Source organism: Ramlibacter monticola (genome assembly GCF_016722785.1).
GTDB classification, from domain to species: Bacteria; Pseudomonadota; Gammaproteobacteria; order Burkholderiales; family Burkholderiaceae_C; genus Ramlibacter; species Ramlibacter monticola.
The window spans coordinates 565,465-579,457 of record NZ_JAEQNE010000002.1; the positions used below are offsets into that span (position 1 = coordinate 565,465).

At 68.8% G+C, this 13,993-nt stretch carries 9 protein-coding genes; 2 read left to right on the forward strand and 7 right to left on the reverse strand.

Features of this window, described 5'->3' with window-relative positions:
• Positions 1-349: 349 nt before the first annotated feature.
• Positions 350-5,512, reverse strand: a complete 5,163-nt coding sequence (locus JJ685_RS10620; protein ID WP_330901746.1) for a RecQ family ATP-dependent DNA helicase — start codon at positions 5,510-5,512, stop codon at positions 350-352.
• 862 nt (positions 5,513-6,374) lie between these two features.
• Positions 6,375-7,124, reverse strand: a complete 750-nt coding sequence (locus JJ685_RS10625) for a coiled-coil domain-containing protein (protein WP_201674208.1) — start codon at positions 7,122-7,124, stop codon at positions 6,375-6,377.
• A gap of 246 nt (positions 7,125-7,370) precedes the next feature.
• Here JJ685_RS10625 and JJ685_RS10630 point away from each other — a divergent pair, with 246 nt between their 5' ends.
• Entirely contained in the window at positions 7,371-8,135 is a 765-nt protein-coding gene (locus JJ685_RS10630) for a pentapeptide repeat-containing protein (RefSeq protein ID WP_201674209.1), read from the forward strand.
• A gap of 101 nt (positions 8,136-8,236) precedes the next feature.
• On the forward strand, positions 8,237-8,686 hold the full coding sequence (locus tag JJ685_RS10635; protein WP_201674210.1) for a hypothetical protein: 450 nt from the start codon (positions 8,237-8,239) through the stop codon (positions 8,684-8,686).
• 9 nt (positions 8,687-8,695) lie between these two features.
• On the opposite strand, the gene JJ685_RS10640 is transcribed toward JJ685_RS10635, so the two are convergent.
• Genes JJ685_RS10640 through JJ685_RS10660 form a run of 5 tightly spaced genes read right to left on the reverse strand, consistent with a single transcriptional unit; the run spans position 8,696 to position 13,991 of the window.
• Positions 8,696-9,361: an HAD family hydrolase gene (locus JJ685_RS10640; protein WP_201674211.1), complete on the reverse strand. Its 666-nt coding sequence runs from the start codon at positions 9,359-9,361 to the stop codon at positions 8,696-8,698.
• Positions 9,362-9,368: 7 nt separating this feature from the next.
• Positions 9,369-10,190 carry a formylmethanofuran dehydrogenase subunit C gene (locus JJ685_RS10645; protein ID WP_201674212.1) on the reverse strand — a complete coding sequence of 274 codons (822 nt, stop codon included), beginning with the start codon at positions 10,188-10,190 and terminating at the stop codon, positions 9,369-9,371.
• The gene (fhcD, locus tag JJ685_RS10650; protein ID WP_201674213.1) at positions 10,187-11,098 is read right to left on the reverse strand and encodes a formylmethanofuran--tetrahydromethanopterin N-formyltransferase; all 912 of its coding nucleotides are present in this window, start codon (positions 11,096-11,098) and stop codon (positions 10,187-10,189) included. The genes JJ685_RS10645 and fhcD overlap by 4 nt, the downstream gene beginning before the upstream one ends.
• Positions 11,098-12,771, reverse strand: coding sequence for a formylmethanofuran dehydrogenase subunit A (locus tag JJ685_RS10655; RefSeq protein ID WP_201674214.1), 1,674 nt, complete (start codon positions 12,769-12,771; stop codon positions 11,098-11,100). The genes fhcD and JJ685_RS10655 overlap by 1 nt, the downstream gene beginning before the upstream one ends.
• Positions 12,768-13,991, reverse strand: a complete 1,224-nt coding sequence (locus JJ685_RS10660) for a molybdopterin-binding domain-containing protein (RefSeq protein WP_201674215.1) — start codon at positions 13,989-13,991, stop codon at positions 12,768-12,770. The genes JJ685_RS10655 and JJ685_RS10660 overlap by 4 nt, the downstream gene beginning before the upstream one ends.
• Positions 13,992-13,993 lie beyond the last annotated feature (2 nt).

A 13,993-nucleotide genomic window follows, 5' to 3' on the forward strand; every position in this document is an offset into this window, starting at 1 on the left:
AACGAAGCGTGGCGGTGCGCTCTAGTGCGGCCCAATGCGTGTAAACTGTTGATTTTCAACGGGTAAAGACAGGTCCTATACCCGCTGAGAGGCCGAAGCATTCCTCTGTTAATCCGTAGGTCCCTGGTTCGAGCCCAGGTCGGGGAGCCACCCAACAAGTGGCGTAAATGCTTGATTTCAAAGGCCTTCTTCGGAAGGCCTTTGTTTTTTTCGGCTCTCGCAAGCGGGGTTGGCGGCGGGACTGATCGCTCAGACGCCTGGCGCTCGAACGCGCGTGGGTTGGCGGCCAGCGTCGGGGAGCCACTGCTCGTCACAGGCCGGTTTCACAAGCGACTGGTGCCTTGAGCATTCAAGGCACTACCACTTCCGCCAGCGGCACTTCCCACCAGTCCACCTTGACGCTTTGCTGGAAGTCAGCCGACGACTGCGTTCGCGTGCGGACCATGACGGCGAAGACCTTGCCGGACAAAGGGCGCGTCGGCAACTCGCACTTCTTCGCCAGCCGGCCTACGACCTCGCCGCTTCGGTCGTGCAACTGCCGGTGGTCGACTCTAACTTCGTCGCCAACGCGAACGCCGGCAATCGCGGCGTGGACGGGGTCGCCGACAGCCAGGCGGCCAGCGTAGCCCAGATCCACATCTGCGGGGCCGAGTATCACGTAGCGACGGTCCAGCTCGCTGCGATGGGTCGGCCGGGTCGCGGGCAGCACGTCCGCAACTCCCTCGACCGATCCGAGGTCCGAAAGGCAGGGGTTCGCCCCATCTTCTGCCCGCATGACCACGAGCGTCAGGCGCGCGCGGGTCATGGCCACGTACAGCAGGCGCCGGTCGTCGTCGCCGTGCCAATGCCAGTCCCCGCAGTCCATCACGATGACGTGATCGAATTCCAGTCCCTTCGCGCCATGCGCGGTGACCAGGCGCAGCGCATCGGGACGCCCGCCACGGCGGGCGTCGTTCGCCGCCTCGTGCAGCACGTCCAGCACTTCCTGCGCAGGGACTTGCTCCACCTGCGAGGCCTGGGCGCACTCGTCTAGCGCCGAGGCGATGTCGCGCCAGTACGGATTGTCAGGCTCTTCGCGCACGCGCCCTGCCAGCCAGTGCCGCAGCGCGGGTAGGCGGACCAGCTCCGAGCGCCGCTCGGGTAGTTGCTGCGTGGTCTGCCGGCCTTCTCTTAGTTGCATGAAGCCCACCCGCGACCGTGCCCCCTCGTTGCTGATCAGGTCGAAGTGTGTCCCGCTGTCCTCGCACAACGCACGCAGCGGCTCCAGCGCGCGGTGCGTGCGCGCCAGCACGGCGATGCGGCTCAGCGAGGTTTCGGGCGCGGCGGCAAGGATGCGCTGGATCTCCTGCATCACCACTTGTGCCTGCAGGTTGGAGTTCCCCGGGGCCGCCATCGACCGAACCAGGCCGCCGTGCAAGGGGTCCAGGCTCTCCCAGCGCCCGCCGGCCGGATCCTGCGAGCGCGCCTGATCGATGCGGATCGGGTGGTCCACTTTCATCCGGTCGGCGGCGCGCTGGATGACGTGGTTGGCGGCAGCGATGATGTTCTGGGTAGAGCGGAAGTTCTCCACCAGGTACGTCACCTCGCCCGCGTAGTCCGATCGGAAACGCCGGATGAACTCGACGCTGGCGCCCTTGAACGAATAGATGTTCTGATCGTCGTCGCCGACGGCCATGATGTTGAGCTTGGCGTCCGGATCGTTCGCGCGCCGACCCGCAAGTGCGCCCACCAGCTGGTACTGCTTCTCGTCGATGTCCTGGTATTCGTCGACGAAGATGTGCTCATAGCCTTGCAGCAACCGGTCGCGCGCTTCATCCGCATCCATGAAAGCGTCGGACGTGCCGTTCAGAAGATCGATGGCGTCCTGGATCAACTGGTCGAAGTCTATCCTGGCGTCCAAGCGTGCGGCGGCTTCTAGGCTGGTGCCGGTGAGGCGCAGCGCCATCGCGTGGTAGGTGAGCACGGTGACGCGCCGGGCGTCTTCTCCCGCCAGGTCGAGCAGCCGGCGCCGCAGTTCGGCCGCGGCGTTACGATTGAACGCAAGCGCGATGATGCTTTCGGGCGAGACCCGGCGCACACGCAGCAGGTAGGCGATGCGGTGAACGATGACCCGAGTCTTGCCCGAACCCGGTCCCGCGAGGACGAGGTGGTTGCCGCGCTCCGGGCTTTCCACCAACCGTTGCTGCACCGGCTGCTTCAGCTCGTCGACGATGCGGCGGAACGACTCGTCCGTGGTAGCCAGTTCCAGCAAATCGGCGCGCCCCCTAAAGTATTCGCGCACGAATCGGCGCCGCGGCAGCGTGAAGTACGCGTCGACCAGGGCAAGCGCACGGTCCGGATCTTCGGCGCTCAGACGGGCGTACTCGTGCATCACGTGGGTCTGCAGGGTGCGCTCGCGGTAGAACTCTTCCAGCGGGGCGAAGTCTTCCTTGGTGAAGCGGGGCGCCGCATCGGGATTTAATGCGATCGTCATCGCCGAGCGGAAGACCGAGCGGCCGCGATCCAGTTGCAGCACGCCGTTGTCGTGCAGGTACAGCAGGGCGTGTTCGAGCGCGGCCGCCGGCTCCTTGACCACGTGCTGCAGTTCCATGTCGGACTCGATGGCGTCCAGCAGGTCCTTGGCCTTGCATTCGACGACCAGGTCGGCGCCCCGCGCGCCAGCCGGGAGTCCCTCCAGCAGGCGATGCAGCACTACCTGGGCGACGGAGCGCCGGCGCTCGCAGACGTCCCGGATCCAGCGCCAGGCACGGTGCAGCACGATGTTGACGGCCTCGCGACCGCGCATGCGCAGCAGGCTGCGTTTCTGCGTGCTCGAACCGAAGCTCTCTGACATCGAGCGCAGGCAGGCCAGAATTCTGTCCGGGGTCACATGGGCATCCCCCGCATTCAGCCCCATGCGTCGGCGCAGTTCAGTGCAGACGGGTCGGATGTTGAGCACCTGCGGCTCGCCGGCGGCGTCGGCGTCCGGAGCCTCCTGCGCCATTAACGCCAGCAACTCCTGCTCGAGCACGTTCAGGCGCTCCAGCGCCTTGTCGGCGGCGCCTTTCACGCCTTTGGCCAGGCGCACGCTGACGCCCAGGTCGTTGGTGATGATGCCCAGTGCTTCCAGCTGGTGGAGGATGCGGAAGCACTCCTGCGGCTCGATGCCCGAATCGAGCATCAGTTCATCGGTGCTGACGCCGGCCGGGTCGGCGCTTCTGAACAGCGTCGTGGCGACGGCGACGTACCTCGCCCGTGCAGCGCCCGCAAGCTGAGCCTTTTCGATGCGCTGGATGGCCTCGTCCAGCGAGACGACGCGCAGGCTGGCCGGGAAGACGCGGGTGTTGTTCTCGTTGCGCCGCAGGAAGCCGCCGCGCTCCAGCCAGGCGACGGCAGTTGTCACCTTTGTCGTCGCATCGGGGGAATCGATGTCGATGTCGGTGGCGTCGCTGGCGGCGAGTAGCTCCTTGGCCGACACGACCACTTCCTGGCTCTTCACGCGCCTTGCCTGCTGTCGTACCCCCGCCAGCAGGCTGGTGAAGTCCTTCTGCGTCAGCTTTGACGAAGCCGACAGGCGGAACTGGGTCTCCACGTCCTCCGGGTCGAACAGCAGGACGCAGCGCGCTGGCGCGCCGTCGCGTCCCGCTCGCCCGGCCTCCTGCAGGTAGTTCTCAAGCGAGCCCGGAATCTGGGCGTGGACGACGACGCGGATGTCGGGTTTGTCCACGCCCATGCCGAAGGCGTTGGTTGCGGCAATCACGGCCAGTTCGCCGTCCAGGAATCGCTGCTGCACGGTCTTCTTGGCATCCGCTTCGAGGCCGCCGTGGAAGCATCCGCAGGACATTCCCTGGGCGGTGACGAGTTCCGCCATGGTCTCGGCGGCTTTCTTGGTGGCGCAGAAGATGACGCCGGCGCCGCCGTCCCGCAGCTCGTGCTGCAGGATTTCGACGATGCGCAGGGACTTTTCGGCCTTGGTGGCCGGGATCACCTGGTACGTTAGGTTCGACCGTTCATGCCCGCCGAGGAAGCGCTCCAGTTCGAGGCCCAGCGCGTCGCGGAAGTGTCCGCACAGGTCGTCGATGACGTCCGGCTTGGCCGTGGCCGTGAAGCACGCGACCGGGGCGGGACGCCCACCGGAGGATTCGCGGACGAAGCGCGCAACGTACAGATAGTCGGTGCGGAAGTCGTGTCCCCACTTGGACAGGCAGTGCGCCTCGTCGAATACCCAGGCCGCGATTTCCCGCATGCCGATCGCCTCGACGAAGGCGCGGCTGCGGAACTGTTCCGGCGAGACGAGCACGATGCCGGCATCGCCGAGGCGGATCTTGTCCAGCGCCGCCCGCCGCTCGATCGGCGTCAGCAGGCCATTGATCGTCACCGCGCAGCTCACGCCGGCCTTGACCAGGTTGTCCACCTGGTCCTTCATCAGGGACTGCAGCGGCGAAACGATGACCGTGAGCTGGCCGCAGCGCCAGTAGTGAGCCAGTGCCGGGAGCTGGTAGCAGATCGACTTGCCGCCGCCTGTGGGCAGCACGGCTAGCAGGCTCCTGTGAGCCAATCCGGCGGCGACGATGGCGCGCTGGAGGGAGGTGCCATCAGGCGCCGCGGGCAAGGGGCGAAAGCCGGCGTGGCCGAAGTGCAGCTTCAGCAGGCGTTCGGGATTGTGCTGCTCGCGGCAGTAGCCGCAGGCCGAATCGCCGCAGTCTTGCTCTCGCAGTTGGCCGATCAGCCCGCGCACCTGCGGAAGCGACTTGTGGACCCAGACCGGCAAGACCGAGTTGCCCCCGGACACCCGAATCCAGCCCAGCGCCAGCGCGAGCGCGTTGCGATGGTCAGGCGCATCGACGAGGTCGCGCTCCGCAATGCGCGCCAGGCGCGTCGCACAGCATTTCGACGCAAACCGCTGCGAAGCGAGGCGGTTGGCGACGGCCGGCTCGGGCGCGGGAGCCCCGCGCACGGCGAGCAGACACTGATCGAGTGGGCCGTCACGCGCGACGAGGAAATGCAGCAAGGCCACCCATCCGGAGTCGCTGGCGTGCATGGCAGCGAAGGCTTCGACCTCTTCACGCAGCAGGTCCAGCGTGATGCGGGCGTCCTTGAGCGGGTCGTTGCGTGTGTCGGAGACGAGCTTGTAGCCCTTGACCAGCCGGTGGTACGGGTTGGTCGGGAAGGCCAGGGCCGACCATTCCAGGGTGTCGATGACGGGCAGGTCCAGGCAGGCCAGACCGGGGTACTGCCGGCGCAATTGCGGCAGGTCGTGGCGGAGCAGGTTGTGGCCCACGAGTACCCGGGCGCCGCCTGCCACGGCGTTCACTCGCGAAGCGACCACAGCGGCGGGCTGCGCTCCTGTTGCCAGACACAGGTGATCCGCCATGTCTGAGCGCGCGGCGCCGATCTTGAAGATGCGGTTGCCGTCGCCCGGATGAGTCTCTACATCGATAGACAGCGCCGCCCACTCGGCCAGGAGCAGGCGGCTATCGAAGTGCGGCGCTGCATCAGAGGGCTCGTGAATGCCTGCCTTGGTGGAGTTCACATGTCGACCAGCGCCTTGGCTCGCTGCCTTGCACAAGGCATGGAATACGGACCCGCTGGTTTGTGCTGCGGGATCCCAGTGTGCCGTGGTCCCTGGATGCTGTTCAACACAACAGTAGCGAATTGTGCCAGAGGGACAGGAAAGCTCTGCCCTCGACAGGAGTTTTGGAGCTTTCGACGGCTACGAAGAAGTCGGCAGCGCGAGCCGATGTCGACCGCGAGCGCTGGACAGCAGGAAGCGCGACTTCAGGCCGCCACTGGCCGGGCGCACTGTCTTGCACCCGACCAGGGACGCGCAAGAGCTACCAGTGCTTCGAGAAGTCGCCCAAGTTCGTCGTCCGCACGAACTTGGCTACATTGGGGCTTTTGTTGGCCGCGAAGTGCTCGCACTCGCATGCGATCTTGGCCGCCTAGCCGTCGCGCAGCGCGTCTTCGAGCAGCGTGCGCGCTTGGGATCGAACAACGAAGTACCACCTGTTGGAACGCTTCGGCGGCGTGCTCAAGCAACTCCCACTCCACGCGACGACCTACATCGGATTGCAGTTCCATGTTTGGCCACGGGATTTCGATAGCTTCAGTGATGGCTTAGGCCCTTGCGAAACCCTGCGTTTCGGTGCACTCTGGTGCGGACGAGTGCGCTGTAAACTGTTGATTTTCAACGGGTAAGGACGATGCCTATACCCGTTGAGAGGCCGAAGCATTCCTCTGTTAATCCGTGGTCCCTGGTTCGAGCCCAGGTCGGGGAGCCACCCAAGAGGTGGCAAGGATGCTCGATTTCAAAGGCCTTCCTCGGAAGGCCTTTGCTTTTCCTGCTCTCGCAAGCGGAGACGGGCGGGGAGCCAAGTTGCTCCAGATGCAGCCTGCTACTGCCTCCACCACTGCGGCGTCACCCCGTCCTTCGCGATCAGATAGGAATACGCGTCAGCCTTGAACGTCCCGGCGCCCCCCGCCCGTACCCATCCGAATTGATCGGGCTTGACTCCACTCCGTGGTTCCCCAAGCGCATCGCGAAGCTTGCGCTGAAGAAATTCGCTCGCGTAGTCCGGACCCTTCTTGATTTCGAATGCGATGTGCGTGATCTGCCTGTTGGCGTCGCTTTCGTCGAAGAAGAAGCTGACCGTCGAGAAGGTCGGGTGATAGTCCTTGAGAACCAGGACGCCGTTCGTTGACCGATCTATTGTTGCCTTGGGGTACATCTTCGGGACGGCGTCGATACGCTCACCGACGCGGACGGCGCGCAGGCCATTGGGATACGGATCATTGGCGTTGAACAACTGGGAGGTAAGCGCCACGCGAAGCTCCGCTTGCAAGGAGTCGGCGCGCGCCTTGGTCGCGACAAGGTTCGCTTGCACGGATTTCAACTCCGAGTCTTTCTCATCCAGCTTGGCTTGAACCCGCGTCTGCGCCTTCGTCAGCTCCGTGATCTCGTTCTTGAGCTCGGCCTCCCGCGTGGGAAGAACGACTTGGAGAAAGACCGCGATCGTGGCAGTGAGCTTTCCACTCACCGCAGCAGTGGCGACCACCAGGGGGCTTTCTTTCCAGCTTCCCTTGTTGGCTGCGCTCTCTGCCTTCGGTCGGAACCCAGGGGGGATGGGCTTGTTCTTTGTCGCCATCGCCTGTCTCCTAATTCAGGGTGCGCCAACATAGCAATCCGGATCCCGGAAGGCCATCCGCCAAGTCGGCGAGAGGCTGTGCCGCGCTTGGCGGCCTGCGGTGCGCGGATGCTTTTCTCGATAGTGCGCTCGCGCTGGCGATCCCGCCGGAGATGCCCTGGCCGATCAGGGGTCTACCTGCGTTCCGTGTCGGGGCGCCACGCCCGGGGCCTTTTCCTTTCCGGCCGCTGCGCGTAGTCTCCGCGCATGCGCACCCGCCCCCACCTCGCGGTCCTCCTGCTCGCCTTGGCCGGCGCCGCGGCCGCGGCCGATCTCTCGCGCGAGCAGGTGGTGCAGGCCACGCAGGCGGCCGACGCGCCGGACTTCAGCGGCAAGGACCTGTCGGACCTGGACCTCAGTGGCGCCGACCTGCGCCGCGCGAAGCTGCGCGGCGCCAACCTGTTCGCCAGCAAGCTGGTCTCGGCGGACCTGCGCGGGGTGGACCTGAGCGGCGCCAATCTGAACGGCGCCTGGTTGATGGGCACGGATTTCACCGGCGCCGCGCTGCGCGAGGCCAGCCTGCTGTCGGTCGTCGTGCTCGGGGGCGCGGTGAAGAAGATGCCCGTGTTCCGCAACGCGGACCTGCGCGGGGCGAAGATCATCGCCGACCTGCCGGGTGCGGACCTGAGCGGCGCCGACCTGCGCCAGGCGCGCATCGGCGTCAACATCCGCAACCAGGGCATGGGCCAGATGCGCACCGACCTCACCAACGCCAACCTGGCCGGCGCGAACCTGGAAGACGCGGACCTGAACCGCACGCTGATGCCCTTCGCCAACCTGCGCAACAGCAATCTGCGCGGGGCGAACCTGTTTCGCGTCAAGCTCGCGGGGGCGGACCTCACCGGCGCTGACGTGACGGGCGCCGACTTCACGGAGGCCGACCTGTCCGGGACGGTCCTCCTGGGCGTCAAGGGCCTCGCGCAGGCCAAGGGCCTGGAGCGGGCGGAGAACCTGGAGAAGGCCGTCCGTTGATCGGATTCCGGCCATCGCGGCGCCGTCCGTCGTGGACTACGCCATTTGGCTGACAGGCGTAAGCGTACTCAACATGGGTTTACCCTATAGAGTGGGTTCCCATGAGTGCCGATCTCTTCGCCGCCCTGCTCTCCTGGGCTGTCACGCTCTCCGGCTACCCGGCTCCTGCGGAGCCGCCCGTGGTCGTCACGAAGCCCCACGCCTTCTTCGTCGAGCAGGCATGCAACGGCCAGCAGTGCAAGGTGCTGGGCTGGTATGCCGGCGGCAGGAACATCTACGTCGACGACACGCTGGATCCGCAGGACAGCCTGTTCGCCAGCTCGATCGTGGTCCACGAGATGGTCCATTACCTGCAGGGCGTCGCGCGCGGCGACGACGTGCTGAAGCCGGGGGCGGCCTTCAGCGTCACGCCCTCGTGCGAGCAGTCGATCCAGTGGGAACACGAAGCCTACGCGGTGCAGCGCGAGTACATCCTGCGCTACGGCGCCTTCCTGCCGGTCGGCTCGTCCATGCTGCACGTGCACTGCGAGGCGAACAACGCGCAGCGCTGAACGCGCGGCTCATGGGTCGCGCAGGCTGAGCACGGGCCAGTGGCGCGAAGCGGCGAAGTCCCGCAGCCGCGCGTCCGGATCCACGGCCACCGGGTCCGACACGGCCTGCAGCAAGGGCAGGTCGTTCCAGGAATCCGAATAGAACCAGCTGCGGCGAACCTCGCTCCAGGTCTTGCCGCGCTGCGCCAGCCAAGCCTGCACGTGCGCGAGCTTGTGTTCGCGAAAACAGGCGTGGCCGACGACTCCGCCCGTATAGCGCCCATCGGGGCCGAGCTCCGGCTGCGTGGCCAGCACCTCCTCCAGTCCCAGCACGGCGCCGAAGGACTCGGCCACGAAGCGCGTCGTCGCCGTGACCAGGGCGCACGCGTGGCCGGCCGCCTGGTGCTGCCGCACGAGTTCGCGCGCACGCCGCGGGACCTGCGGCGCGACGACCTCCCGGAACTCCTCCAGCCAGCGCGCCAGCGTGGCCGGCTCGTGCACGGCGAGGGCCCCCACGGTGAAGCGGTGCATCTCCACCATGTCCACCGTGCCGGCGGCGTAACGCTGGCAGTACTCCAGGTACTGCGCCTCGAACTCCGGCGGAAGCTCGCCGCGTGCGGCGAGATGGCGGGTGAACGCCGAGCCGCTGTCGAAGGGGATCAGGGTGTGGTCGAGGTCGAACAGCGCGATGTCCATGGGCAAGTCAGCGCGGCACCAGCCATTCGCCCTTGCCCTGCACTGCGAGGTCGCCGGCCCAGCGCGTGACATCGCGCGCGGGGAGGCCTGCGAAGCGGCCGCCGAAGCGCGCGAGATCGCGGGCCAGCAGCTGCCAGATCACCTCGAACGCGGAATGCACCGGCACGAAGGTGGCGGGCGGCGGCGGGGCGGCGCCCGCGAAGACGAGGGTGCCCCGGCGCATCGCCCAGCCCGCGTGCTTGCCGCAAGCGCCGCCGATGGCGATCGTGCCGGCCACCATGCGCGCACCGAGGAAATCGCCCGCTTCGCCGTGGACCAGCACCGTGCCGCGCCGCATGCGGTCGGCCAGGCGCGCACCGGCGCTCCCGTGCACGAGCAGCGTGCCTCCCGTCATGCCGTCGATCTCGCCGGGCAGCGCCGAGGCGGCGCAGTCGCCGACGTCGCCCCGCACCTCCAGCAGGCCCCCGCGCATCGCACATCCGGCGAGGTCGCCCGCGCTGCCCTGCACGCGCAGCTCGCCGCCGGACAGGCCGGTGCCGACGCTGTCGCCCACGGGGCCCCGCACCTCCAGGCTGCCCGTGTCCATGCCGGCGCCGATGGCGTCGAAGCGCGCGAGCTCGCCTTCGAGCCGCAGTTGCGGCCGTGGGTCGTCTGCCGCCTCGGACTGGACGTCGAACCACTCGCCCACCGGCACGCGCTCGCGCCCGTGCGGCAAGGCGAGGCGCAGCACCTCTTCGCGCCCCAGGGTGCACAAGGCCGCGGGCAGCAGCGCGCGGGCATCGACGCGCAACGGCGGCTGCGCCCGCAGCACCAGCGTATGCCGCATCATGCCCCGCCTCCCGGCGCCAGCGCGTGCAGCCGGAAATGGAAGGGCCCCAGCCGGCCGCCATAGTTGCCCGCCGAGATCCGCGAGACGCCCGCCTGGGCCCCGCGCTCGACGACGGTCGCGAGGCCGGCGCGCATGGAGGCCGCGACATCGGCTTCGGTCAGGCCGTCGACGACGATCTCCAGCACGCAGCGCACCTCCTCGCCCAGCTCGCTGCGCGGGCTCAGGCGCGACAGCGAAGGACAGAACGCATCGTTGGTGGATGCCGGCAGCGCGGCGTACTTGCTGCCCACCTTGGAGCCGGAGCGCACCACGCCGCCCGGGAAGGGCAGGATCACGCCCGGCACGGCGCGCATCGCCTGGGCGGCCGCCGTGGCCGCGGCCAGCGCGGCGTCCGTGTCGCGCGCCAGCAGCAGCAGGTTGCCGCCGCCGACGCCCTTCACCACGGGCGTGCTTTCCTGGGCGACGAACTCGCCGTCCATGACCGGCACCCGCCAGTAGCGCACGCCCTGGATCACCTTGGAGGCCTGCCAGCCGTCGCCGAAGAAGCGCAGGTTGCGCCCGAGCGGCACCGGCTCGCCTTCCTGCAGGCCGGCGAAGACGGCGGTCGTGGGGCAGGTCATCACGCACTGGCCGACGCGGCGCTCCACCTGCTTCGCGAGTTCCTTGCCGGAGACCGCGAACAGCAGGATGGCCACGCCCGGGCGGCCGTCCGGCGTTTCCTCGCGCGGGAGTTCGCGTTCGATGCCCGCCTCGCAGCCGCAGGCGATCACCGAGGTCGCCATGCCGGTGGCACTGACGGCCGCATGCATCGCCCAGGCACGCTCGTGCGCCGTGATCACCAGGCGCGTGGCCTTCATCGGAAAGGCTTCGGCGAAGCCGTCGTCGATCTCGATGCCGTTGAGCCGCATCACACGCTCCGCGCCTCGCAGGCCGAGGGCAGCAGCCGGCCGCCGTTGCAGCAGGCGCAGAGCTCGTCGTGGCCGATCACCGCGTAGCGCTTGTGCACGCCCAGCGGGCTGTCGTCCAGCAGGCCCTCCACGCCGGGATCGAATACCGGCTGCGCGAAGTGCGTGGCGCCCACCGGCGTGGCCACCACGCGGCCCTCGCGCACCACCGGCTCTCCGTCCTTGAACACCCAGGCGGCGCTCGTGAACATCGCTTCGGCGTTCGCCTGCTCGCGGTACACGGCGACATCGGCGGCGGCGCCGGCGCCGAGATGGCCGCGATCGCGCAGGCCCAGCAGCCTCGCCGGCGCGGCCCGCGTCATGATCGCGATCTCGTACAGCGTGAGTTCGCGCGCGATGTCCTTCAGCGCCGACTGCGCCGCCACCTCCGGGTGCAGGCGAGCGAGCTGCTCGTCGCGGAAGCCCTTGTCCATCAGCAGGCGCATGAGGTGCGGATAGCTGGTGAAGGGCGCACCGTTCGGGTGGTCGGTGGTCAGCACCACGCGCCAGGGGTCGCGTACCCGCAGGAACAGCTCCAGCCCGATGCTCCACTGCAGCGCGTTCACGTAGCTCTGCTCGCGGTAGCGGAAGGGCAGCACGCCGCAGCCCGAGTCGCACTCGATGTCGGCGAGCACGCCCTTGCGCGGGCTGGCCAGGTCGGCGTTGGGATGCTGGCGCATGGTGTCCCCCGAGGCCGTGACCGTCTGGCCGAACAGGACCTGGCCGACGTCGATCGAGCAGTTCGGGTGGGCGTCCAGGGCCTCGGCGAGCGCGAGCGCGGCGGACGAGAACTTCTTCGGCCCCTCCGTGCCGTAGCAGTGGAACTGCACGTGCGTGAGGTGGCCCGGCAGGCCTTCCAGCGCCTCCATCGTCGCGAGCGTCGACGCGATGTTGCCAGGGACGCCCAGGTTGCTCGCGTGGATGTGCAGCGGGTGCGCAAGACCGAGTTCGTGCACCGCCCGCGCGAGCGAGGCGACCACCTGGCGCGGCGTGACCTGCCAGTGCGCGTGCCGCTCGTCCACGTCGAGCTTGCGCTGGTTGAACTTGAAGGCGGAGATGCCGGCCGGGTTCACGACCTTCACGCCCAGCGCCTTGGTCGCGTGCACCACCCAGCCCACGTAGTCGCGCAGGCGCCCGGGATCGCAGCCCTGCGAGAGCAGCGCGAGGAAGCGCTCGTCGTTGCCCAGCATCACGTAGGCGCCGTGGTCCACGATCGGCACGTCGCCCATCTCCATGTGGGCGTGCCGCGCGTTGCTGGCCGCCATCGCCGGCTCGAACACGGAGGTGTAGCCCATCTCGGCATAGCGGTAGCCGGTGGCCAGCGTGCCCGGCGCGCAGTGACCGCACGAGGCGAGCTCCAGGGGATTGGCGGAAGCAGGCAGGGGCTCGAAGCCCCGGCGATGGTCCTGCGGCAGCAGCAGGCGGGCGAGGTTGACCTTGCCGCCGCCGATGTGGCTGTGCAGGTCGATGCCGCCCGCCAGCACGATGCAGCCGCCGGCACCGATCTCCTCGTCCACCGGCTCGCGCGGATCGAGCGCGACGATGCGGCCGTCGCGCATCGCGATGTCGCGCACCTCGCCATCGACGCCGTTCACCGGATCGAACACCCTGCCCCCGCGCAGCCGCCGCGTGCTCATGCCGGCACCATCCCTTCGAGCAGGCGCGCGGCCACGTCGGCCACGCCCGGCAGCTGGTCGTCGCGGACCGGCACCAGGGGCACCACGACGCCGTCGGTGCGGAACAGGTGCCCCGCCGCGTTCAGCCCCGGCGTGGCCACGGGCAGGAAGACGCAGCGCCGCGCCGCATCGGCCTGCTGCAACCGCGGCCCCATGCCGGCGGGACCGAGTACGATGCGCGGCAGCTCCGTGGGCGGCGGCAGCCGGTCGGGCGCGAAGCTCCAGACCCAGAGGAGGCCGTCGACGCCGTGGTTCTCCAGCAGCCGCATCGCGCCGAAGCGCAGCGGCTCGTGTTCGAGCCCGGCCGGGCCGGCGCGCGTGCGCAGCGGCAGCCCCGAGAGCCACGTGAACACCTGCTGCACGGCGTAGGCACCGTCGCTGCCGCCCAGTGCGAAGGTCGCGGCCCGCGTCTCGCGGTTGAGGGTGGCGGCGATGCCGTTCAGGATCTCGACCGCCAGCGCGCCGTGCGGCGGCAGCATCGCGGCCTCCCAGGCCAGGACCGCGTAGCGCGCAGCCCGCAGCGCTGCCGCCAGTTCGGCCAGTTCGGGATTCGCGTCGCGCAGCGTGGGCGACGCCAGCAGGGCCGCAAGCTGCCGCAGGTCCGCGAACAGTTCGCCCGAGCCGGCGATCCGCTGCACCGGCACGTGCGCCGGCAGCCCGTTCGGAGGCTCGACGCCCAGGAAGACCAGGCGCCGGCAGGGCGTCTCCGGCCGGTCCAGCCCGCAGCGCCGGAAGAACTCGGGGTAGTGCGCCGCCGCCTGGGTGCCCACGCACACCAGCAGGTCGGCCCGGGCGCGGACCTCGGCCAGCGTGGTGTAGGACTGCCCGCGATCCTGCAGGGCGCGCAGGCCGTGCATCAGCGCCTCGCCGTCCGCGTGGTCGCAGACGGCGCCGGTGCGCGCCGCCAGCCGGAACAGCGTGCGGGCCCCCGCCATGTCGGTCCCCAGCCCGCCGAACAGCGGCTGGCGCCATTGCCCCAGGCGGCGCGCCGCTTCGGCGAGCGCCTCGTCCGCCGGGACCGCAGTCCCATCGACCAGGGCGGTGGGCGCTTCCCGCGGCGCGTGGGCGGCCAGCCCGGCCCGCGCGCGCGGACAGTCGCTTCCGCGCAGCGCCAGCCCGCCCTCCAGCGCGAAGCCGTCGCACAGGAGCGAGCAGAAGGGGCAGGTCCAGTCGGGTTCCACGG